This window comes from Methanothermobacter sp. KEPCO 2 (genome assembly GCF_041228365.1).
GTDB lineage: Archaea > Methanobacteriota > Methanobacteria > Methanobacteriales > Methanothermobacteraceae > Methanothermobacter > Methanothermobacter marburgensis.
The window spans coordinates 1,224,484-1,247,131 of the sequence record NZ_CP166185.1 but is presented as its reverse complement, the minus strand read 5'-3'; the positions used below and the strand labels follow the sequence as shown (position 1 = coordinate 1,247,131).

The following is a 22,648-nucleotide window of genomic DNA, read 5'->3' as shown; positions in this document are numbered from 1 at the left end:
AGAAACATATTTTAAGGTTTACAAAATATTAGTTATGTTGGTGTTGTTAGCGGGACTTTGGGGATTCTTCGCTGGTTCAGCCCTTCTAATCGGCGCCATAATCGGATACTTTTTCAGGATGCCCAAGCGTCTTGTTGCTTCTATCATGGCATTCGGGGCTGGTGTGCTCATATCAGCCATAGCATTCGAACTAATGGATGAAGCCTATAAACTTGGAGGCTTTCTACATGCTACCATTGGCTTTATAAGTGGAGCTGTCATCTTCACTGGAGTGAATGTTTATTTGGCGCGTAAAGGGGGTAAGCATCGTAAACGTTCCGGTGACTATATGCTGGAATGTGATAGTCTAGCCATTGCAGTAGGCTCGATCTTGGATGGTATACCAGAATCTGTTGCGATAGGCCTTACTATGATAAAAGGTGGTGTTGTGAGCATGGCTACTGTAATCGCCATATTTTTGTCCAATATACCAGAGGGTCTTTCAAGTTCTGTGGGGATGAAAAAATCGGGCTGGAAGGCTATTTCAATTTTTGGTTTATGGCTTTTCGTAGCATTTTGCACTGCAATGGCATCACTTGCAGGTTACACGCTCTTCAATAATCTACCTAATGGTTTGATCGCGACTAACATGGCCCTTGCAGCTGGCGCCATCCTGGCCATGCTCGTCGATACGATGATACCAGAAGCTTTCTCAGAGACTCATGAGCTCGCGGGGCTTATAACAGTTCTAGGTTTTATAGTTTCATTCATTTTATCAAAAATTTAACATTGGACTAAGAACCTTTATAGTGCAATTTTAGGGCCTATTAGTTTGTTTGTTACGATGCCCTTCTTCCAGTTTTATTAGTTTTTTGCTGTTTTTGGATTGTCTATCATCCACGTACTTTAGTATTATGAAATAACCATATGACACTCCAGGTTCACTGGTTCTCCCCAGTATCTGGTTCTCCAGTCCGGTAGGCCTCAAGGGCTGCGTAGGCAAGCCCCAGGACCAGCGGCCCCACTATGAACCCTGCCACACCCCATACAACCGGGCCCCCAAGGAAGCCCACAAGGAATATCATGGGGTGTATATCAGCATACTTACCTGAAAGCTTTGGCCGAATGTATATGTCGATTGTGCTGAGGAATATCCCGAAGATCAGGACCAGAGCCCCCCTGAGGATATTCCCGGTCACGAAGTCATAGATGGCAAGGGGGGTGTAGGCCGCCCATGGACCTATAACCGGTATGAGCTGAAATATCCCTGTTATTATACCGAGTAGTATCGCGTAGGGGTAGCCCAGGAGGTGAAAGCCGGCGCCCGCCATGATGCCTATGAGGAGCGCTGTGAGGAAGTGGCCATAGAATATGCTCATGAGTACACGTTCTGTCTCAGAGGCCATCCTCCTCATGAAGGGCCTGGCTTCAGAGGGTATGAGACTCCTTATATATGAAATGAGCCTTTCACCATCCCTTGCAAAGTAGAATGTTGATGAGAAGAATATAAAGAGCTGCAGGGCTATCATGGGGACTGACTGTATCACATCGATCACATAGTTCAGGGATCCGCTAAGTATGTCGGTTAGAATACCCCTAAAGGTCCCCAGGGTGCTCCCGGAATTCTGGAGCTGTCCCGGAAGGTGGGGGATATCAAAGCCCTTTGCAAGGTTTATGAGTGAAGGGGTGGAGTTTATGAGGGAATCAACGGTGAAAACCACTATACCAACAAGGGGCATTATAACAAAGACCATTGCGATGATTATGGAGACCGAGAGGTATGGTATCCTCTCATTTATCCTTAAAGCCACTGGCCTTACAATGTAGGCGAATACCGCCCCCAGGAAGAGCATGGTCCAGAGGGGATATATTACAATGGCCGATAGAAGTATCAGTGAAAGTACAAGGAATGAAGTGGATGTGATGGTGCCTCTGAGCCTCTCTATCATGAAACCACCACATTACCAGCTGATTCTCCGGCCGGCAGCGTCCCTTCTGTACCTGCCAAATTCACCCACACACCTTAATTCATGGTCCCAGAAAACAGGGCCCTCGGCACAGACCCTCCACCCTGTCCCATCAACGCAGCACTGGCCGCAGATACCCACGGCACACTTCATGTACCTCTCAAGGGAAAACTGGGCCGGTATTCCCCTCTCATCAAGCACCTCCTTCACATGGAACATCATGGGTTCCGGACCGCACACAGCAGCCATGTCATATTCTCCATCCACCTCAGAAAGGCGTTCATGTGCAAATCCCTGAAACCCGCAGGTTCCATCATCTGTACATGTATGGATATTAACACCTGCGCCCTCAAGTCTCTCGGTGAAGAGAAGCTCATCTGATGTCCTTGCAGCCACAACCGCATCCACATTCATGCCCCGTGCCACAGCCTCCTCTGCAAGGGCTGTGAGGGGGGCCATGCCTATCCCTCCACCCACAAGGATCAGATTTCTTCCTATGAGTTCAAAACCCCTTCCGTAGGGTCCCCTGACTCCCAGGAGATCTCCCTCGCCCAGTTCATGGACCGCTGACGTGAATTCACCAACCCTCCTTATGGATATGCCGATCTCAGACCTTTTATGATCAATGAGCGAGACTGACATGGGTTTCTCGTCGCTGAAATTCCAGACCATGACGAACTGTCCGGGCAATATTTCGCTCGTGAAGTCCCAGTCAAATATGAAGGTCTTCACGGTCTCAGATTCCTCAACTATCCCCTTAATTTCAAGAATCTCCGGAACATTTCCCATGGAACTCACACCCCCTCATGGGCCAGTCCAACCATCTCATCAACCGATGAGAAGCCCTCCTCAATCATGAACCTCTCAAGGCCCCTGCATATCCTCATGAAGATCCCGGGACCATCATACATTATGGCTGTACCAACCTGAACGGCCCCTGCACCTGCAAACAGGAATTCAACCGCATCCCTGAAGTCCCTGACACCACCAGCACCAATTAGGGGGATCTCAACACTGCGGTAAACATCATAGACGCACCTTACAGCCACCGGTTTTATGGCGGGACCGGACATTCCCCCAAAGGCATTGGAGAGTACAGGTTTTGCTGTTTTTATATCGATCTTCATCCCGGGGCCAAGGGAGTTTATGAGGGTCAGTGCATCTGAACCCGCTTCCTCCGCACTTTTTGCTATCTCAACAATATCTGTAACGTTTGGTGTGAGCTTGGTGGATACCGGCACCCCAACGGCGTCCTTTACAGCTGACACCACCCTGAATGTCAGCCCGGCATCCTGCCCTATGGAAGCCCCGCAGCCCGCCATGGCATGGGGACAGGACACATTGAGTTCAATCATGTCAACATATTCCTCCACAGAAGCAGCGGCCCTGGCAAATTCCTCCGGTGAAGACCCATAGATGGATGCTATGAGGGACACATCATCATCCACCCCCCTGAGCTCCTCTTTAAATGCCTCAACCCCTGGATTTGATAGGCCTATGGCATTTATGATCCCGCCGGTAACCTCGACTGTGGTGGGATTTTTATAGCCCTCATTGGGTTCCAGTGAAAATGATTTGGTTACAACGGCCCCTGCACCCGCACGGTAGACCCTGTTGAGGGATGATGCCATGCTCCCCATAACTCCCGCGGCAAGCATGGTCGGATTCCTGAGCTCAATATTACATATCCTGGTCCTCAGCATGAAAAACACCTTCTAAATATATTTATAGTCACCACCTATAGATGTACCCCTATGAAGTGTTATCTTACAGGCTGCGTTGCTGGTTTTGTTGCCTTCAGTGAAGATCTGAAAGTCATAGATTATGAAACTTTCCCGCTGGATGAGGTGGCCGGCAGGCTCAAAGAATCACAGATGGGAGGAATCACACCTGAGGAGAGGAGTATACTTGAAAGGCTAATTGCTGAATACGATGAAGTTATTGTTGAGGCCGAACCCTCACCTGCATACTCTGAATTCGGTAAAATCAGGTTCGAAATGCCATCAGGCGCCGGAGTCCATCTGAGGGAAAACCTCGATGAGATACTGGAATCCATCACTGATATACCCCCCTCCAGATTAATACACGACGCCCTCATCTCGGCAGCCCGGGAAAAACTGAGGGAGTCCCTCAGAGAATCCGACAGGTTCCTCATACAGGCCATAAATGCCCTTGATGAACTGGACGAGGAGATCGGGAAACTGATAGAAAGGCTGAGGGAGTGGTATTCCCTTCACTTCCCGGAACTGGATGGTGTGAGGAGCCATGAGCAGTACGTTGAGCTGGTTGCCAGGTACGGTGACAGGGAGAGGATACTTGAAAATTTCAGGATGGATGTTGAGGAAAGTATAGGCTCAGATATCAGCAGCGAGGACCTTCATATCTTCATGGACCTTGCAGAGAATATCAGGAGACTTCAGAGGCTGAGGCAGGACACCGAGAGGTATATTGACCTCAAAATGGAGAAACTCGCCCCCAACCTCAGGGCACTTGCAGGTGCTAATGTTGGGGCAAGGCTTATTGCACATGCAGGTGGCCTGAGAGAACTTGCCATGCTCCCCTCATCCACTGTACAGGTCCTTGGGGCTGAAAAGGCCCTGTTCAGGCACCTCAAATCAAATGCCAGACCACCAAAGCATGGTGTGATCTTTCAGCACCCATCCATACGGTCATCGCCCTGGTGGATAAGGGGCAAGGTTGCAAGGCTTCTTGCTGGCAAAACAGTGATTGCGGTGAGAAAGGATGTTTTCAGCGGTGAATTCGATCCAGAGATCATTGAAAGTTTCAATGAGAGATTAGAATTGATTAAAAAGAAAAATAAAAAACCTCCCGTCAAAAAGAAGAGGTTCAATAGGAAAAGATAATCGGAGTGGAGGGTGTGTCCAGTGAAACGTGTTAAGGGTCTTGATGGTGTTTTTATGATGAATGACTCTCTCCTCACAGTAAACCTCAACCCCGGTGTCAGGGTCTACGGGGAGAAGCTCATGGAGTGGGGTGGCCGGGAGTACCGGGTCTGGGATCCCAGGCGATCCAAACTTGCCGCTGCCATTCACAACGGCCTCAGAGGCTTCAGCCTCAAATCCGGTTGCCATGTGCTGTATCTTGGGGCTTCGGCCGGAACAACAGCCTCGCACATCTCGGACATCGTGACAGACGGCAGGGTATACTGCGTTGAATTTTCACCCAGAATGATGAGGGAGCTTCTGGAGGTGTGCAGTGCCCGTATGAACATGTTGCCGCTTCTCGAGGACGCCTCAAGACCCAGAGATTACCTTAGGATGGTTGAGGCCGCTGACCTTGTCTACTGTGACATTGCACAGCCAGATCAGACCCGGCTGTTCACCGAGAATATGGAATATTTTCTGAGGGATGATGGCTACGGTCTCATAATGATAAAGGCCAGGAGCATAGATGTTACAAGGAGCCCCCGTAAGATCTTCCGTGAGGAGGTCAGGAAACTCAGGGACTCAGATTTCCAGGTGATCGATCAGGTGGGTCTCAATCCCTACGAGAAGGACCATATGGCTGTCCTTGTTAAAAATGATTGAAGTTCATGTGATTTTTTTAACAAAAATTACTTGAAAGTGACTTGATATTGCAGCGTCATGAACGTGGAGATTATATGATTACTGAAAAAGGATATAATCTACTCATAATGCTCAGTAATTTTAAAAAATATTTGAAAAAATAATCGTTTCAGAACTATTATCCCCTCCGGTTGAACTATTGAAAACTGGAGGGGGGGCATTCTTAAAATCAATTGAAAATTATTGATTGTTTAATATTTAATCTGTAGTGAAAGCAGTAGGACTTAATATTACTGCAAATTATTCTATTTTTCCAGCAAAATAATCTAACCAAACGCACATACATTCATTATATGACGGACATTCAGTACAACGGGACTTATGCTTATTTTCTTTACTATTGGGCTTATCCATTTTAATTTCTCCATTAAAACCTATTATAAGATAATAATTAATTATCCTTAAAAAAGAAAAGAAAGAAAAAGTAGGAAGTCGATTTTGGCTTATAATCCTGCTTTGTTCACTATAGTATCTGCAACTTCTTCAGCACTTTTAAATGGAAAATCATCAGCAGTAAGTACTTGTCCAGCATCAGATGCTTTTAATTCTACATCTCCAGATTTACAAGTAGTATCTGGACCGTTTGGAAGCGCTGCCATTAGTTCTTCTGGTGAATTTATTGGGAAATCGGCTCCTGCTAATGCTCCTATAATTTGTCCACGAATATCTTCTTTAACTCCCATTTTCACATCTCCATTAAGTTTTTAATTTCAAATATAACTATTGTTTATTAGAAATATATACTAAACCGTCATTAAAATGTACTAAGTACAGTTTTATACACAAATATGACTTAAAAGGTCAAGAAAGAAACCTTTAATACTATCTAAATCAATAAAATAATTTATGGAAAATCTAAATAAAATGGATAATCCTGAATTCTATGATGCCCGAATGAAATTAGAAGCTATACATCAGGATATCAAGCGTTTGATGGAAAAATCTAATCAAGAATACCTTGATTTAATGCTAAGCAACTTAAAAAAGGATATTTTGAATTCAGTATCTGTTTATATTTCTGATGATATTGAAAATGATTTAGAACAAAATATGGTTAATCCCTGTAAGATGCGGGAAACCTGTAAAGAGAAATTTAACGGATTTCTACAAAATAATTCTAAACTTATAAAACAGGAACATGTTTCCAAAGAAATTATAGAAGAGAAAAGAGAGGAATTAGATGAAATAAGGAAAAGTGCTCCTTTTGATAAATGTGATATTTGTTTTAAGGAAGTAGACTCACTATTTGATAAGCAAATAAATCTAATTGGCTCTCTACAAATATATGACAATAATAAAGAGGATAAAACTGAGATATCTTCTATTCCTGAAGAAATTATGGTTAAGAGTGTTCTTGAACCTATTTCTAATAAACAGAGACTTCAAATTCTTAAATCTATGGCCTCTGAAACCATGACATTCACTGCTCTTTCAGAACTTACAGGGCTTCGTGGTGGTAATTTACTTTTCCACATACAAAAATTACTTGAAAGTGACTTGATATTGCAGCGTCATGAACGTGGAGATTATATGATTACTGAAAAAGGATATAATCTACTCATAATGCTCAGTAATTTTAAAAAATATTTGAAAAAATAATCGTTTCAGAACTATTATCCCCTCCGGTTGAACTATTGAAAACTGGAGGGGGGGCATTCTTAAAATCAATTGAAAATTATTGATTGTTTAATATTTAATCTGTAGTGAAAGCAGTAGGACTTAATATTACTGCAAATTATTCTATTTTTCCAGCAAAATAATCTAACCAAACGCACATACATTCATTATATGACGGACATTCAGTACAACGGGACTTATGCTTATTTTCTTTACTATTGGGCTTATCCATTTTAATTTCTCCATTAAAACCTATTATAAGATAATAATTAATTATCCTTAAAAAAGAAAAGAAAGAAAAAGTAGGAAGTCGATTTTGGCTTATAATCCTGCTTTGTTCACTATAGTATCTGCAACTTCTTCAGCACTTTTAAATGGAAAATCATCAGCAGTAAGTACTTGTCCAGCATCAGATGCTTTTAATTCTACATCTCCAGATTTACAAGTAGTATCTGGACCGTTTGGAAGCGCTGCCATTAGTTCTTCTGGTGAATTTATTGGGAAATCGGCTCCTGCTAATGCTCCTATAATTTGTCCACGAATATCTTCTTTAACTCCCATTTTCACATCTCCATTAAGTTTTTAATTTCAAATATAACTATTGTTTATTAGAAATATATACTAAACCGTCATTAAAATGTACTAAGTACAGTTTTATACACAAATATGACTTAAAAGGTCAAGAAAGAAACCTTTAATACTATCTAAATCAATAAAATAATTTATGGAAAATCTAAATAAAATGGATAATCCTGAATTCTATGATGCCCGAATGAAATTAGAAGCTATACATCAGGATATCAAGCGTTTGATGGAAAAATCTAATCAAGAATACCTTGATTTAATGCTAAGCAACTTAAAAAAGGATATTTTGAATTCAGTATCTGTTTATATTTCTGATGATATTGAAAATGATTTAGAACAAAATATGGTTAATCCCTGTAAGATGCGGGAAACCTGTAAAGAGAAATTTAACGGATTTCTACAAAATAATTCTAAACTTATAAAACAGGAACATGTTTCCAAAGAAATTATAGAAGAGAAAAGAGAGGAATTAGATGAAATAAGGAAAAGTGCTCCTTTTGATAAATGTGATATTTGTTTTAAGGAAGTAGACTCACTATTTGATAAGCAAATAAATCTAATTGGCTCTCTACAAATATATGACAATAATAAAGAGGATAAAACTGAGATATCTTCTATTCCTGAAGAAATTATGGTTAAGAGTGTTCTTGAACCTATTTCTAATAAACAGAGACTTCAAATTCTTAAATCTATGGCCTCTGAAACCATGACATTCACTGCTCTTTCAGAACTTACAGGGCTTCGTGGTGGTAATTTACTTTTCCACATACAAAAATTACTTGAAAGTGACTTGATATTGCAGCGTCATGAACGTGGAGATTATATGATTACTGAAAAAGGATATAATCTACTCATAATGCTCAGTAATTTTAAAAAATATTTGAAAAAATAATCGTTTCAGAACTATTATCCCCTCCGGTTGAACTATTGAAAACTGGAGGGGGGGCATTCTTAAAATCAATTGAAAATTATTGATTGTTTAATATTTAATCTGTAGTGAAAGCAGTAGGACTTAATATTACTGCAAATTATTCTATTTTTCCAGCAAAATAATCTAACCAAACGCACATACATTCATTATATGACGGACATTCAGTACAACGGGACTTATGCTTATTTTCTTTACTATTGGGCTTATCCATTTTAATTTCTCCATTAAAACCTATTATAAGATAATAATTAATTATCCTTAAAAAAGAAAAGAAAGAAAAAGTAGGAAGTCGATTTTGGCTTATAATCCTGCTTTGTTCACTATAGTATCTGCAACTTCTTCAGCACTTTTAAATGGAAAATCATCAGCAGTAAGTACTTGTCCAGCATCAGATGCTTTTAATTCTACATCTCCAGATTTACAAGTAGTATCTGGACCGTTTGGAAGCGCTGCCATTAGTTCTTCTGGTGAATTTATTGGGAAATCGGCTCCTGCTAATGCTCCTATAATTTGTCCACGAATATCTTCTTTAACTCCCATTTTCACATCTCCATTAAGTTTTTAATTTCAAATATAACTATTGTTTATTAGAAATATATACTAAACCGTCATTAAAATGTACTAAGTACAGTTTTATACACAAATATGACTTAAAAGGTCAAGAAAGAAACCTTTAATACTATCTAAATCAATAAAATAATTTATGGAAAATCTAAATAAAATGGATAATCCTGAATTCTATGATGCCCGAATGAAATTAGAAGCTATACATCAGGATATCAAGCGTTTGATGGAAAAATCTAATCAAGAATACCTTGATTTAATGCTAAGCAACTTAAAAAAGGATATTTTGAATTCAGTATCTGTTTATATTTCTGATGATATTGAAAATGATTTAGAACAAAATATGGTTAATCCCTGTAAGATGCGGGAAACCTGTAAAGAGAAATTTAACGGATTTCTACAAAATAATTCTAAACTTATAAAACAGGAACATGTTTCCAAAGAAATTATAGAAGAGAAAAGAGAGGAATTAGATGAAATAAGGAAAAGTGCTCCTTTTGATAAATGTGATATTTGTTTTAAGGAAGTAGACTCACTATTTGATAAGCAAATAAATCTAATTGGCTCTCTACAAATATATGACAATAATAAAGAGGATAAAACTGAGATATCTTCTATTCCTGAAGAAATTATGGTTAAGAGTGTTCTTGAACCTATTTCTAATAAACAGAGACTTCAAATTCTTAAATCTATGGCCTCTGAAACCATGACATTCACTGCTCTTTCAGAACTTACAGGGCTTCGTGGTGGTAATTTACTTTTCCACATACAGGTTTTTACAGAAATTATGGGCCTTTTCATCATCTCTAACAATACAATTTAGTATCACCAAATATTTCTCTAAGCACATCAACCATTTTCTGAACCTCACCTTCTGTAATTAGATTTACAATAATATTCTCATTCTATGACAGACATAAAATTTACCTAGATTTCAAAATATTCTGTATCCATTAAATTACGTTGATTTATAATAAGTTTATGGATGAAATCATCTAAAAAAGACTTATTAGCTTTGCACCTTGTTTTGATCTTCATGTTAAGCATAACGGCTAGTTAAAATGCAAAGGTTAAAGCAACAAGCCCCGTAAAAGTGTTGCTGAGATGAAAGTGCCCCCTAAAATAGGCATTACTAAATAGGTTAAAGTGTGTAGGAAACAAAAAAAGCTTAACTAAAAGAGGAAATTACAATGGGGGGGTGAAAATCCAAATTTTTAAGATCGAGGTGAACCACCCCACCGACAGACGAAACTTCTCCCGTTCTGCCTTGATATGTCAAAGAGCTTCATTTTGGGAGTTCCGGGAGACGGCTCCCTCATCCCAAACAACAAAGATAAAATCTTTCATTTCCCTAGAACCATTCCATATTACCACAAAAAACCAGATACAATGACCCTCTCCAAATATGGAGACTACAAACTATGTTAAATGTAACCTTCACAGATTATATGAGAGCCATATTCTCCTCTAACCTCTTGTTTTATCATGAAGAGTTTTTAAATGCTAGAAAGGTTTTCAAGAATTGGTTAAAGGCCATACTATTCAGATTTGGCGTCTCGAACAGATTCCTAGGGGAGCTCAGCAATGGAGAAAAAGTAGAAATAGAAAATCTATGGGACTATTATCGTATCTTATTCTCACATGCTACAGGATGCTAAGATTTGGGGTTCCATCATAAAATTCAAATTCAAAAACCGAAACCTTAGATTCTATTCAAGTAAAAGAGTGCTACTAGACGCCCTCAAAGTGTTAAACGAGATCTTTGGCATGGAAGTCTACAAACAATTAAACGTTAAAGGGAAAATTGTGGTTGATATAGGCTCATATCGGAGATTCACCAATATACTTCATACTAAAGGGGGCGGGGCAAGTATATGCCTTCGAACCCTATCCAAGCTCATATTCATTGCTCCTAAAAAACATTAAAGTTAATAGCTTAGACAAGAAAACAATAGCATTCAACGAGGGGGCCTCAGCAAGAACATGGAAAAAATAAGGATAAAAGAAGATTATGAAGGCCTGGCCACTTCACAATTAAAGGATTTCCACCAGGAAAGCAAGTAAAATTAACAACCTTAGAAGGGATTGTGAAAAGATTCAATTTAAAGGAAGCTATCCTGAAAATGTATTGAAGGCTATTTTATCATCGATTTTTCCATAACGATGAGCCAAGATGTTCCTAAAGGCTTTCATGGCCCTGAGTTTTTCACCCATCTTCTCGTTTATGATGTTCTCCCGCATCAGGTTTTCGAACACGTCTTCATCTTCACCTGGAACTCCAAGTTTTAGATCAGAAGCATATGTCAAATATTCTCCATGGAAAATCCCAATCTTTTATAGATCCCGTCCTTTACAAGTCCTAGCCTGGAAAATTCCTTGAAGGTCGTGGGAGTATTCTCTTTCACCGACTTTATGCTTTCTTCTATTTCCCTAAGTTTCGTTCTTATAGTAGTCTTCCTTACCATCCTCACTCCCTTATCCTATTGACTTTTCTCCAATATAATCATAGAACCTATGTTTAAAGGTGTCGAATTCTTTTATAGTTTCCCATGCAACATCATGCAAGAATGTTTCATCCTCACAGTAGATTAATTTTCCCTTCAACCTCTATTCTAATGTACAATGGGAGAAGTGGAAAATCTCAACATCAAATATTTCCGGAAGCTTTGATAAGAGCCTGAATCTGAAATCCCCAGCCTCTTCCTTGTCCCCATCATAATAGATCCAAAGGTCTATATCGGAGCTACTGTGCTCTACCATGGGCTGCTGATCCATACAATATTATGAACTTCACCCTCTCAAAGCCTTTAGTTGCCTTTATCTATTAAGAGCATTACTTATCATTTCCATAAGATTCATGATACCATATTTTATCTTCTCCACGATTAATTAAACCAGTACGTTAACAATTTGTGTGATGGATATTCAAGAACTTTTTTCTTTCTTTTTTGCGCTGATAGGCTAGGGCCCTCTAGGAAGACAACTCTCGTAAATATTCTCATTTGCTAGTTTAAGAAGAGTTATATATTATATGATTGTGAAGAGGAGCTGATATGAAATTTTCTGCATTCCAGGTAAAACGAATGACCCCTTCATTTTTCACTGGAACATTTTATTAGTCCCCCAAAACAGAGTAAATTTTATGGACAGATACAGTATGGTGCTCCTTGACATCGACTACCTAACTGTCGATGAGATGCCGGTCATCAGACTATTTGGTAAGGACAGGTCAGGGAATGAGCCAATCATCGCATATGACAGTTCATTCAGGCCCTACATCTATGCAATCCCCACTGATACAGATAGGTGCATGGATGACCTCGCTGAACTTGGACTGGAAAAGCTTGAGGTCACAGAGCGAAGGGACCTTGGAAGACCAGTGGAGGTTATAAGGATAGAATTCAGGCACCCCCAGGAGGTTCCGAAGTTAAGGGAGAGGATAAGGAACCTTGAATCCGTGGCGGATATAAGGGAACATGACATCCCATTCTACAGGAGGTACCTCATTGACAGGTCAATCGTGCCAATGTCAGGGATAGAATTCAGTGGGGTGGAGGTGGACTCGGCACCATCCGTCAAATCAGATGATGTGAGAATCATTGAGATAAGAGATGAAATAGAAACATCTGATTCTGGCTTCCCTCAACTGGACATCCTCAGCTTTGACATTGAGGTTAGAAACCCCCATGGGATGCCTGACCCTGAGAATGATGAGATAGTGATGGTTGGTATTGCCGGCAACATGGGTGTTGAATCGGTGATATCAACAAGGGGCGAGCACCTGGAATTCGTTGAAATGGTTGAGGATGAGGCTGAAATCCTTGATAGGTTCGCTGAAATCGTCAGGGAGAAAAAACCCGACATCCTCGTGGGCTACAACTCCGACAACTTCGACTTCCCCTACCTATCAAGGAGGGCCGAGATTCTTGGAGTGGAACTTGACCTTGGATGGGATGGCTCAAGGATAAAGACCATGAGGAGGGGATTTGCAAACGCAACAGCCATAAAGGGAACGGTGCACGTGGACCTCTACCCTGTGATGAGGAGGTACATGAACCTTGACCGCTACACACTTGAGAGGGTCTACCAGGAACTCTTCGGGGAGGAGAAGCTGGACCTTCCCGGCGATAAGCTCTGGGAGTACTGGGACCGGGAGGAGCTGAGGGATGAACTCTTCAGGTACTCCCTTGATGACGTCGTTGCAACCTACCGGATCGCAGAGAAGATCCTCCCCCTCAACATGGAGCTCACCCGTATAGTTGGCCAGCCCCTCTTTGACATATCCCGCATGGCAACAGGACAGCAGGCCGAATGGTTCCTTGTAAGGAAGGCATACCAGTACGGCGAACTCGTACCAAACAAACCATCACACTCAGAGTTCTCAAAGAGAAGGGGTCGCAGGGCCGTTGGAGGGTATGTTAAGGAACCTGAGAGGGGCCTCCATGAGAACATAGTCCAGTTCGACTTCCGCAGCCTATACCCCAGCATAATAATCTCAAAGAACATATCCCCGGACACACTCACCGATGAGAAAGATTGTGACTGCCACGTTGCACCAGAATACGGTTACAGGTTCCGTAAGGAGCCAGCAGGTTTTGTACCCTCGGTTATAGGTGAGATACTCTCTGAGAGGGTCAGAATCAAGGGGGAGATGAAGCGCTCAGATGACCCCATGGAGCGAAAGATACTCAATGTACAGCAGGAGGCCCTCAAGAGGCTTGCAAACACCATGTACGGGGTCTACGGTTACTCAAGGTTCAGGTGGTATTCAATGGAGTGTGCAGAGGCCATAACCGCATGGGGAAGGGACTACATAAAGAGGACAATAAAAATAGCCGAGGAATTCGGTTTCCATACGGTTTACGCAGACACAGATGGTTTCTATGCCACATACACAGGGAGGATGTCCTAGGACCTCACCTCATCCATGAACCTCTCTATTATCTCCTCAGGGCTTAAATCTATGACAGGGACATCCGCGTTACCAGGTTTTACAGGCACATGGGCAAAAACTGGCCCATCCTCCTCAAGGGCCCTTTTAAAGTCAGGTTCCTCGTGGAATCTGATAACATTGAATCCCATTGACCCGGCAACATCCCCCAGGTCTATGAGATCTGCGTAGGTGCACTGGGAACCAGTGCTTCCGTAGCACCGGTTGTCCAGGAGGACTATGACGAGGTTTCCGGGTGCCTGGGCAGCGGCTGTTACCAGTCCCCCCAGGTTCATGAGGATGGATCCATCACCATCAAGTACCACAACCCTCCTATCCTGTGAGAGGGCAAGGCCAAGTCCAATGGAGGATGCCATACCCATGGATCCAAGCATGTAGAAATGTCTTGACGAATCCTTGATACTGTAGAGCTCCCTCGATGGGAAACCTAGGTTGCATACCACGATTTCATCATCAAGGACCTCCACGATCCTTTCTATGGCTTCAATTCTTGTGAGCATGTTATCACCAGTAGGCAACCTCAAGGAGCACAGCCACAGGGTGCCTCTTTTTGAGTGAGAGCGCTGTGAGTTCCACTATGGATTCCCTTGCCTCTGAGGGCGTTTCAGGGGTACTGTAGGGTATTTTGAGGACATCCAGTATCTCGGTCGTGGCCCGCCCCATGGGGACCTGGGCCTCCATGAACTCACCCCTTGTCCCCCTGTGGCTTACAATCATTGTTATGGGGATATGGTAGAGGCTGTAGAGTGATGCGAGGACATTCACGGAGTTACCGAGACCTGAGTTCTGCATCAGCATGGATGTGGTCTTCCCGGCCATGTAGGCGCCGGCTGCAACACCGAAGCCCTCCTCCTCACGTGTAACAGGCACGTGTCTGATTCCGGGGTCAGTGTCCACCATTTCAAGGACGAACCTGAGGTTCACACAGGGGACGCTGACTGCGAAGTCTATCCCCGCCTCCTTCATACCCTCGTAAACAGCCCTGCTGCTATCCAACTTCATAACCCCTTAATTTTGAGGTTCAGGCCGAGTTCATCTGATATTTGATTCAGCCTTTCAAGGAGCTTTTCATCCACATCTATTCCCTCTTCACGCCCCCTCTTTATATTCATGGCCTCAATGTCACCTGGTATGAGGACGTCACCGGATGATTTAACCTCCTCGATGAATTCATCCACTCTGGATTTGAATTCCTGGGGGTCGACCATCTTTGAGGGGTCTATGGCCATCATGAGGTCACCCTTGGTGCACATCTCCCGGGGGTTTGCGGTTCCCTTCACCGCAGCCCCAAAGGCAGCCCCCACAAGGGGACCTGCCATGATCTCTATCATGAACGAAAGCGCATAACCCTTATGCCCACCGAAGGGGAGTATGGACCCCTTAAGGGCAAGTTCAGGGTCGGTTGTGGGGTTTCCATCGGCGTCCAGTGCTATGTTTTCAGGTATCCTCTCACCCTTCCTGGCTGCCTCCAGGAGTTTGCCCCTGGCGGATGCTGAGGTTGCCATGTCAACCGAGACATAGTGCCTGTTTGATGGTATCCCTATGGCCACGGGGTTTGTTCCCAGGATGGGTGTTTTGCCACCTATGGGTGCCACGGCAGGCTCTGTATTTGCTATCACAACTCCTATCATGTCGTTCATGACCGCCATGTCCGAGTAGTATCCGGCAACACCAAAGTGGTTTGAGTCATGGACACCAACAAGCCCGACGCCGGTATCCCTGGCCTTTTCAATTGCAAGTTCCATGGCCCTGCAGGCAACAAAGTGTCCGAACATGTGGTTACCGTTTATGAGGGCCGTTGAGGGGGTTTCCCTTTCAATGGTTATATCACCGTGGGGCTTTATTGTTCCACAGCGCAGCCCCTCAACGTACTGGGGGAAACGGCCTATTCCATGTGAACTGAAACCCTTCAGGTCAGCGTCCAGGGTAACATCAGCCACTATCTCTGAAACCTCCTCTGGAACCTCCATGGCGGTGAGTATTTCCTTTATGATTCTAACTTCCTCTTCAGCACTTATCCTCATAAGAGTCCTCCTAAAGTTTTATTGATTCACCAGTGTAAGTTTTAAGGGCAACCTCCGCTTTCCTGGGTGTTACGTTACCGATATGGTGGGCGCCGTCACCAAGGACATCAAGGGCGTCGTCAAGGTCATCCTGGCTGACGACAGCACAGAAGCCAACACCCATATTGAAAACCCTGTACATCTCTGTTATATCGACCCCTGATTCGTGGATGGTCCTGAATATCTCCTGTGGTTCTGGCAGGGAATCAAGATGGTATCCGGCGTCCCTGTTGAGTCTCTTGAGGTTCCCGAAGCCCCCTCCTGTTATGTGGGCAAGGCCATGGACACTCACCCCTGACTCAAGGAGTCTCATTACGGGATCCACGTAGATCCTTGTGGGTTCAAGGAGTTCCTCGCCCACTGTTTTAGTGGAGCCTGGCATTTCATCGTCCACTGAGAGTTTCAGCTCATCAAAGAACACCTTACGGGCAAGGCTCAGGCCGTTACTGTGTATGCCGCTGCTTTCAAGGCCTATAACAGCGTCACCCTCCCCAACATTCTCACCGGTTATTATGCGGTCCACATCCACAAAACCGATCCCGGTGGCTGCAAGGTCAAGGTTTCTGATTATACCTGGTAGTGAGGCTGTCTCACCACCTATTATGGCCACCTGTGCGATTTCAGCACCCCTTGCAAGGCCCTTACCTATCTCATCAGCAACATCAGGGTCTGGTTCTTCAACGGCGAGGTAGTCAACGAGTGCCGCCGGCCTTGCGCCCACACAGAGTATATCGTTTACCACCATTGCGATGCAGTCAATCCCCACGGTGTCGTACCGGTTCATCATCTCAGCGACCAGTATCTTGCTACCGACACCGTCGGTGCTCATGGCTATGGCCACATCACCCATCCTGACCAGGGCTGCGAAGTGGCCGGCCCCGCTTATAACGTCGCAGTATCTGAGTGTGTCCTTAAGCCGGGAGGTTAAGCGTGATACGGTCAGCTCCTCCAGGTCTATATCCACGCCGGATTCTGAATAGGTTACCATTCAATCACCACTAAAGAATAGTTTAAGGTCATCTAAATAGTTAGCCTCACTGTATACGTACTGTTTCAAGGTTCAGCGGTGTTTTTGTTTCGATGCGGTACGTCCTGTAGATGCTGGATGCAAGGTCAAGGGTCTTGTAGTTATCACCGTGACAGAGCAGTATCTTCTCAGGTTTGGGTGAGATTCTCTTCACGTATTCCATGAGCTGTCTTCTATCTGAGTGACCGCTGAAACCCTCAATGGTCTTTATGTTCATCTTCACATTGTAGACCCGCATCTTGTCCTCCTCATCCTTGAGGGGGATCTCCTTCCACCCCTTCTGGATCCTCCTACCAAGGGAGCCCTCGGCCTGGTAACCCACAAATACCAGTGAATTCTTGGGGTCCTCGCAGAGCCACTTGAAGTACTCCAGGGAGTTTCCGCCTGTCAGCATACCCGATGTTGACAGGATTATTGAGGGTTCTCCCTCAACGATCTCCCTGCGCTCATCCATACCATTGACCTTATGGAAGATCTCTGAGATGAAGGGGTTGTGGCCCATGTGGAATATCTGGTCCCTGAGGTCCTTGCTGAGGTACTCGGGTCTTGCCGTGTGGATGGCGTTGGCTTCCCAGATCATACCGTCTATGTATACCGGGACCTCATCGATTATACCTGTCCTTATGTACTCCTCAAGGACTATCATGAGTTCCTGGGCCCTTCCAACCGCGAATACCGGTATGAGTATCTTACCGCCCCTTTTAAGGGTGGAGTAGATTGTTTTCACAAGTTCCTTCTCTGCCCGTGTCCTTGGTGGCTGCACGTCCTCGTGTCCACCGTAGGTACTCTCCATCACCAGGGTTTCAATTCGCGGGAACCTGCTGGCTGCTGGTTCAAGGAGCCGGCTCTGCTCATACTTGAAGTCCCCTGTGTAGACCATGTTGTGCTGGCCGTCGCCTATGTGGAGGTGGGCCATTGCCGATCCCAGGATGTGGCCTGCATTGTGGAGTGTCAGCCGTATATCCGGTGCTATGTCGGTCACCTCGCCGTAATCCAGGGTTATGGTGTGTTTGACGCTCTTCTTCACGTGTTTAACGTTGAATGGAAGTGGTTCGTCCTCCCTGTGGGCTATGTCTATGTGGTCAAGCTGCAGGAGCGTCATGAGGTCCCTGGTTGGGGCTGTGCAGTAGACGGGCCCATCGTATCCGTAGTGGTAGAGGTAGGGCAGGAAACCTGAATGGTCAAGGTGGGCGTGGGTTATTATTACCGCGTCCAGGCTGTCCAGTGTGAATTCAGGGACATTGAGGTAGGGGTAGGAGTTCCTGTCATCCCCACCGGCAACGTTCACCCCACAGTCAAGGAGGACCCTGCTGTTGGGGGTCTGGAGGTAGAGGCAGGATCTCCCCACTTCCCTGAAGCCACCCATGGCTGTAAGCCGTGCCCAGTCATTCTCATATTTTGGTTTCTGGTGTATTCTATTTCCAAGCTGCTGCAGAATCTTCTTCCTTTCCTTACTGTTCTTCCTGAGGGTTCTGCGTATCCTCTCTATTATTTCAGAGGATATTGGAGGTGTTCTCAGTATCTTGGGGGCCCATCCAGTGTTCTTGACTATCTCCCTGGATGTTGAGCCGTACTTACCTATTACGAGCCCTGGTTTTCTTGCCTCGATGATGACCTCGCAGGTGACATCGTCAAAGGATATGTTGGTTATCTTCGCCTCCTCAGGTACTATCTCATGGATCCTCCTTATGGTCTCCTCAGGGTCCATGAGTACCGAACGGTCGGACCTTATTATTATCCTCTTGCGTATGTCCTTTGCAATGTCCCTTATGAGGTTACCGTTCTCGGTTATTATCTCGGGGTTCTTGGTGTAAATGACGACCTCGGGTCCCTCAAATTCCACCTTTGCAACCTGGACCCTCTCAGGAAGTCTCTGCATTATTGTCCTTTTGATTTCTTCAAGCATCTCTGAAACCATAAGATCACTTCTAAAAAACAGGGGATCAACAGTAAACGGGACGTTTACTGCAGATTAAAAAAACAGGAAAAAATCAGTTGAGGTCTTCAAGCCTTTTCTGGATTTCTTCTGGGCTGAGCATCCTGAAGCCTTCCTCCTCTGTGACAGTCGCCACAAGGATGCCGTTGCCTGAATAGGTGTCCCTCTCCATGGCTGACTTTATGGCCCTTATGGCGATGTCAATCGCATCATCAACATAAAGTTCATCGGTGTACCTGTCCTCAAGCACACCGTAGGCCACAGGCGAACCTGAACCTGTGGATACAAACCTGTCAGGTATCATACCCCCTGATGGGTCAAGGGAGTATATCTTTGCACCTGTTTCATCAACACCACCGAGGAGTGTCTGTACAATGAATGGGTAGAAACGTGATGAGTGAAGTATGTTGGCTGCAAGTGCAGCTGCAGCTTCTATGCTTATCCTTTCTGAGTTTCTCATGCGGTAAAGGGCAGCCTCTGCCTTGAGGTATTTCATGAGGCTCTGGGCATCTGCAACTGAGCCCGCTATTGTGGCTGCTATGTGTTCATCTATTTTAAAGATCTTGTCTGTGGCCTTGTGGGCTATGAGGTTGCCCATGCTGGCCCTTCTCTCTGTGGCAAAAACAACTCCATCCTTGCATGTTATGCCAACAGTTGTGGTGCCTTTCAGCGTTTTTTCATCTTTCATAAATACACCTCAATAAAAATAATAAAAAACCAGCTCCAGTTCTTAATTGTGTTTTATGATGTAAGTGGCTGTCCATGAGGACATAAAAGTTCTGTACCTTATATAAATTGGAGGTCCTTATTAAACTTTGCGATTTTTTTATAATAAAATAAGGTTAAGGGGGTTATCATTTCAGGATTTTCCGGATCCAGAATGAAAGTGGGGGTGCTATGTTATGATTTCAGGCAGGCGGTCTGTCTCTGAGGCCACCTTTATCTCCCTTGCAACACGCCGCCCCATGCTCATCCCCTCCCCATGGAGGAGGTAACTGTAGGTGGATCCATGCATGAAGGTATTTGTTCCCCCATCTGTACGGGCACTCATCTCGAATGTAACGATCTCGAGGTTATCTGTGCACATGGTCTGAAGGCAGAATGGGCCGTTCATACCGGGGGGCACGATTTTACTGGCTGCCTCAACCATACGGTCGCCCATGTCAAATGCCTGGGGAAGCAGTGATTCCCTCATTGCAACAGGGTGGTTACCTGTTATAACATATGATGGGTCCAGGTTTATCTCAAGCTGGTCCCTTGCAGGGATCCTCACAAGGCCGTCGATGTTTGACTCAAAGCGGCTGTCCATACCCATGAGCTCCACTTCATCGTTCATTATTGAGTAGAAGTAGTGGATACAGAAGTTCGTACCGGATACATACTCTTCAATGTGGGCATCATCAACATCGTCCTCGGTTATCCAGCCCCTCTCAATCATTGAATCGATTTTATCGTTGAATTCCTCTGTACTGGAAGCCACAAAGTATCCCCGGCCACCCCTGGCCCCCGGGAACTTGACCATCACTGGTCTGTCTATTTCTTCGGGGTCAGTGTACTTGAGGGGTATCCTTATACCAGCCTCCTTCATGAGTTTCCTCTCAAGGTCGCGTTCGGATTCCCATCTCAGTATGTCCCTGTTACCGAACATGGGGACATAGAAGTCGTTTTCGATATGGTCAAGGCCTGCGTAGGCCACAAATGATCCGTGGGGAACTATTATACTGTTCATGGACCTTAATTTGTCCTGAACATCATCATTTACAATGTCACTGAACTTATCAACAATTATGAATTCATCTGCAACCCTGAACCGCTGGTATGGTACCTCCCGGCCCTTTTCACATACCACAGCGGTTCTGAAGCCCTCCTGTTTTGCACCATTGAGTATGTGAAGTGATGTGTGGCTGCCAAGGGTTGCAACTGTTATGTCTTCCCTGCTGTATCCATCAAGGATGCTGAGTATCTCATCACGGTTTACCTTACTCATAAAAAAACCCCTCAAATTTATATATAAAGGGTTGGATTTCATGCTAGTTATCTTTTTTGCCTTCAACAGAAGCCATTAAATACTTTGATGAAGAAGAACATTTATGGATTTATTTTTCAGAAAGCCCTCCTAGCAGTGAAAACATGAAATGGGTGAGGATAGGGGACATTATAGTTCTAAACAGGGATGTTGAGGACCCTGAAAGATTCCTTGAAATGCCCGGTGTGAGGGGTGTTCTCCTTGTTGAGGGGATACGTGGACCCCTGAGGAAGCCCAGGGTCAGGGTCCTTGCAGGTGAATGCACCGGGACAATCCACAGGGAAAACGGCTGCCTTTTCAGGATAGACCTTTCCAGGGTAATGTGGTCAAGGGGCAACATAAATGAGAGGGCCAGAATACCCGGACTTGTGGAGGACGGCGAAACCGTTGTTGACATGTTTGCGGGTATAGGCTACTTTTCGATACCGGTGGCGGTCCACTCAAATCCTAGGAGGGTTCACTCCATAGAGATAAACCCTGACTCATTTGAATTCCTTAAATCCAATATAGAACTCAACAGGGTTGAGGGGGTCGTGAAACCACACCTGGGCGACTGCCGTTCCATCGCCCCTGAACTGGACGCTGACCGGGTTATAATGGGTTATGTTGGAACCACCCACCACTTCCTTGAAGCTGCGCTGGAATGCGTCAATGAGGGGGGCGTTTTACACTACCATGAAACTGTCCCTGAGAGTATAATGTTCTCAAGGCCCCTTAAGAGGATTGAAAGGGCAGCACACCCAAGGAGGGTGTCTGTTCTTGACAGGCATGTTATAAAGAAGTACTCGCCGGGTGTCTGGCATGTTGTCCTGGATGTAAGGGTCCACTGAGGGGTAGCGGTGTCTGTTGCAGGCGTTGATCTGGCTGCATCTCATGAAAACGAGACAGGCGTGGCCATAATAGATGGTGGGAAGGTGAAGGTGTTCAGTGTCTTCTCATTTGATGAGATAATCCATTCAGTGAAATCCGCAGATACAGTGGCGGTTGACGCGCCACTCTCACTTCCCAGAGGGCGCTGCTGCCTCAGGAGTGACTGCAGCTGCAGCAGGCATGGCCACTTCAGAAGGGCTGACCTTGAGATCAGAAGGTATGGCAGTGTTCTACCATTGACCTGGAGGGGGATGAGGGAGCTCACCATGAGGGGTATCAGGATAAGGGAGGCACTTGAATCCCGTGGGGTGGAGGTTATTGAGACACACCCCAGGACAGCAGAGGGGATGCTGGAAAATGCAGGGCTGCAGCTGGAACTCTGTGATACCTCCACCATGAGCATACACCAGAGGGACGCCCTCACGGCTGCACTGGTCGCCCTCCTCTATTCAGAGGGAAATTTCATGGAATTAGGGGATCCCTCCGAGGGAACCATAATACTCCCAAAGGTTGAGGAATCATAATCTAAAAAACAGTTGGATAAA

General features: G+C 44.6%; 24 protein-coding genes. 9 read left to right on the top strand and 15 right to left on the bottom strand.

What is annotated here, in order from left to right; all coding sequences use genetic code 11:
• Nucleotides 1-34: 34 nt before the first annotated feature.
• Entirely contained in the window at nt 35-766 is a 732-nt protein-coding gene (locus AB9H23_RS06565) for a ZIP family zinc transporter (protein WP_321211148.1), read from the top strand.
• Nucleotides 767-920: 154 nt separating this feature from the next.
• On the opposite strand, the gene AB9H23_RS06560 is transcribed toward AB9H23_RS06565, so the two are convergent.
• From AB9H23_RS06560 to AB9H23_RS06550, 3 genes are read right to left on the bottom strand one after another with little or no spacing between them, the layout of a single operon-like run.
• The gene (locus tag AB9H23_RS06560; protein ID WP_370004579.1) at nt 921-1,928 is read right to left on the bottom strand and encodes an AI-2E family transporter; all 1,008 of its coding nucleotides are present in this window, start codon (nt 1,926-1,928) and stop codon (nt 921-923) included.
• Between the two features lie 12 nt (nt 1,929-1,940).
• Nucleotides 1,941-2,735 (bottom strand): dihydroorotate dehydrogenase electron transfer subunit, encoded by a 795-nt coding sequence (locus AB9H23_RS06555; protein WP_370004578.1) that lies wholly within the window; start codon nt 2,733-2,735, stop codon nt 1,941-1,943.
• A gap of 5 nt (nt 2,736-2,740) precedes the next feature.
• Nucleotides 2,741-3,649 (bottom strand): dihydroorotate dehydrogenase, encoded by a 909-nt coding sequence (locus tag AB9H23_RS06550; protein WP_370004577.1) that lies wholly within the window; start codon nt 3,647-3,649, stop codon nt 2,741-2,743.
• A 51-nt stretch (nt 3,650-3,700) separates the two neighbouring features.
• Between AB9H23_RS06550 and AB9H23_RS06545 the strand changes: the two genes are divergently transcribed.
• Together AB9H23_RS06545 and AB9H23_RS06540 are read left to right on the top strand one after the other, a co-directional pair.
• Complete coding sequence (locus AB9H23_RS06545) at nt 3,701-4,810, top strand: NOP5/NOP56 family protein (protein WP_321211144.1); 1,110 nt, start codon at nt 3,701-3,703, stop codon at nt 4,808-4,810.
• A gap of 54 nt (nt 4,811-4,864) precedes the next feature.
• Nucleotides 4,865-5,494, top strand: coding sequence for a fibrillarin-like rRNA/tRNA 2'-O-methyltransferase (locus tag AB9H23_RS06540; RefSeq protein WP_321211143.1), 630 nt, complete (start codon nt 4,865-4,867; stop codon nt 5,492-5,494).
• A gap of 482 nt (nt 5,495-5,976) precedes the next feature.
• Here the strand turns inward: AB9H23_RS06540 and AB9H23_RS06535 are convergent, their stop codons facing one another.
• Complete coding sequence (locus tag AB9H23_RS06535) at nt 5,977-6,216, bottom strand: MTH865 family protein (RefSeq protein ID WP_048060916.1); 240 nt, start codon at nt 6,214-6,216, stop codon at nt 5,977-5,979.
• A gap of 211 nt (nt 6,217-6,427) precedes the next feature.
• Between AB9H23_RS06535 and AB9H23_RS06530 the strand changes: the two genes are divergently transcribed.
• On the top strand, nt 6,428-7,132 hold the full coding sequence (locus AB9H23_RS06530) for a winged helix-turn-helix domain-containing protein (protein ID WP_370004576.1): 705 nt from the start codon (nt 6,428-6,430) through the stop codon (nt 7,130-7,132).
• 339 nt (nt 7,133-7,471) lie between these two features.
• Here AB9H23_RS06530 and AB9H23_RS06525 read toward each other — a convergent pair whose 3' ends face one another.
• Complete coding sequence (locus AB9H23_RS06525) at nt 7,472-7,711, bottom strand: MTH865 family protein (protein ID WP_048060916.1); 240 nt, start codon at nt 7,709-7,711, stop codon at nt 7,472-7,474.
• A 211-nt stretch (nt 7,712-7,922) separates the two neighbouring features.
• Here AB9H23_RS06525 and AB9H23_RS06520 point away from each other — a divergent pair, with 211 nt between their 5' ends.
• Complete coding sequence (locus tag AB9H23_RS06520; protein WP_370004576.1) at nt 7,923-8,627, top strand: winged helix-turn-helix domain-containing protein; 705 nt, start codon at nt 7,923-7,925, stop codon at nt 8,625-8,627.
• Nucleotides 8,628-8,966: 339 nt separating this feature from the next.
• Here the strand turns inward: AB9H23_RS06520 and AB9H23_RS06515 are convergent, their stop codons facing one another.
• A complete protein-coding gene (locus AB9H23_RS06515; RefSeq protein WP_048060916.1) occupies nt 8,967-9,206 on the bottom strand; it encodes an MTH865 family protein in 240 nt (79 codons plus the stop codon).
• Between the two features lie 211 nt (nt 9,207-9,417).
• Here AB9H23_RS06515 and AB9H23_RS06510 point away from each other — a divergent pair, with 211 nt between their 5' ends.
• Nucleotides 9,418-10,053, top strand: coding sequence for an ArsR family transcriptional regulator (locus AB9H23_RS06510; RefSeq protein ID WP_370004575.1), 636 nt, complete (start codon nt 9,418-9,420; stop codon nt 10,051-10,053).
• Nucleotides 10,054-11,342: 1,289 nt separating this feature from the next.
• Here the strand turns inward: AB9H23_RS06510 and AB9H23_RS06505 are convergent.
• Both AB9H23_RS06505 and AB9H23_RS06500 read right to left on the bottom strand, forming a co-directional pair.
• Entirely contained in the window at nt 11,343-11,537 is a 195-nt protein-coding gene (locus tag AB9H23_RS06505) for a HepT-like ribonuclease domain-containing protein (RefSeq protein ID WP_321211142.1), read from the bottom strand.
• Nucleotides 11,534-11,695: a hypothetical protein gene (locus AB9H23_RS06500; protein WP_321211141.1), complete on the bottom strand. Its 162-nt coding sequence runs from the start codon at nt 11,693-11,695 to the stop codon at nt 11,534-11,536. The genes AB9H23_RS06505 and AB9H23_RS06500 overlap by 4 nt, the downstream gene beginning before the upstream one ends.
• 677 nt (nt 11,696-12,372) lie before the next feature.
• Here AB9H23_RS06500 and polB1 point away from each other — a divergent pair.
• On the top strand, nt 12,373-14,142 hold the full coding sequence (gene polB1, locus AB9H23_RS06495; protein WP_370004574.1) for a DNA polymerase PolB subunit 1: 1,770 nt from the start codon (nt 12,373-12,375) through the stop codon (nt 14,140-14,142).
• Here the strand turns inward: polB1 and comE are convergent.
• From comE to AB9H23_RS06460, 7 genes are all read right to left on the bottom strand, one after another.
• Nucleotides 14,139-14,681 (bottom strand): sulfopyruvate decarboxylase subunit beta, encoded by a 543-nt coding sequence (gene comE, locus AB9H23_RS06490; protein WP_370004573.1) that lies wholly within the window; start codon nt 14,679-14,681, stop codon nt 14,139-14,141. The genes polB1 and comE overlap by 4 nt on opposite strands.
• A gap of 4 nt (nt 14,682-14,685) precedes the next feature.
• On the bottom strand, nt 14,686-15,183 hold the full coding sequence (comD, locus tag AB9H23_RS06485; RefSeq protein ID WP_370004572.1) for a sulfopyruvate decarboxylase subunit alpha: 498 nt from the start codon (nt 15,181-15,183) through the stop codon (nt 14,686-14,688).
• Complete coding sequence (gene comC, locus AB9H23_RS06480; RefSeq protein WP_370004571.1) at nt 15,180-16,205, bottom strand: L-sulfolactate dehydrogenase; 1,026 nt, start codon at nt 16,203-16,205, stop codon at nt 15,180-15,182. The genes comD and comC overlap by 4 nt, the downstream gene beginning before the upstream one ends.
• A gap of 10 nt (nt 16,206-16,215) precedes the next feature.
• The gene (gene purM / locus AB9H23_RS06475) at nt 16,216-17,232 is read right to left on the bottom strand and encodes a phosphoribosylformylglycinamidine cyclo-ligase (RefSeq protein WP_370004570.1); all 1,017 of its coding nucleotides are present in this window, start codon (nt 17,230-17,232) and stop codon (nt 16,216-16,218) included.
• A gap of 46 nt (nt 17,233-17,278) precedes the next feature.
• The gene (locus tag AB9H23_RS06470) at nt 17,279-19,189 is read right to left on the bottom strand and encodes a beta-CASP ribonuclease aCPSF1 (protein WP_013296370.1); all 1,911 of its coding nucleotides are present in this window, start codon (nt 19,187-19,189) and stop codon (nt 17,279-17,281) included.
• A gap of 73 nt (nt 19,190-19,262) precedes the next feature.
• On the bottom strand, nt 19,263-19,895 hold the full coding sequence (gene psmB / locus AB9H23_RS06465) for an archaeal proteasome endopeptidase complex subunit beta (RefSeq protein ID WP_147671422.1): 633 nt from the start codon (nt 19,893-19,895) through the stop codon (nt 19,263-19,265).
• Between the two features lie 207 nt (nt 19,896-20,102).
• Nucleotides 20,103-21,194 carry a formate--phosphoribosylaminoimidazolecarboxamide ligase gene (locus AB9H23_RS06460; RefSeq protein ID WP_370004569.1) on the bottom strand — a complete coding sequence of 364 codons (1,092 nt, stop codon included), beginning with the start codon at nt 21,192-21,194 and terminating at the stop codon, nt 20,103-20,105.
• Nucleotides 21,195-21,337: 143 nt separating this feature from the next.
• On the opposite strand from AB9H23_RS06460, the gene AB9H23_RS06455 reads away from it, so the two are divergent.
• Both AB9H23_RS06455 and AB9H23_RS06450 read left to right on the top strand, forming a co-directional pair.
• A complete protein-coding gene (locus tag AB9H23_RS06455) occupies nt 21,338-22,063 on the top strand; it encodes a class I SAM-dependent methyltransferase family protein (protein WP_321211134.1) in 726 nt (241 codons plus the stop codon).
• 9 nt (nt 22,064-22,072) lie between these two features.
• On the top strand, nt 22,073-22,627 hold the full coding sequence (locus tag AB9H23_RS06450; RefSeq protein ID WP_321211133.1) for a DUF429 domain-containing protein: 555 nt from the start codon (nt 22,073-22,075) through the stop codon (nt 22,625-22,627).
• Nucleotides 22,628-22,648 lie beyond the last annotated feature (21 nt).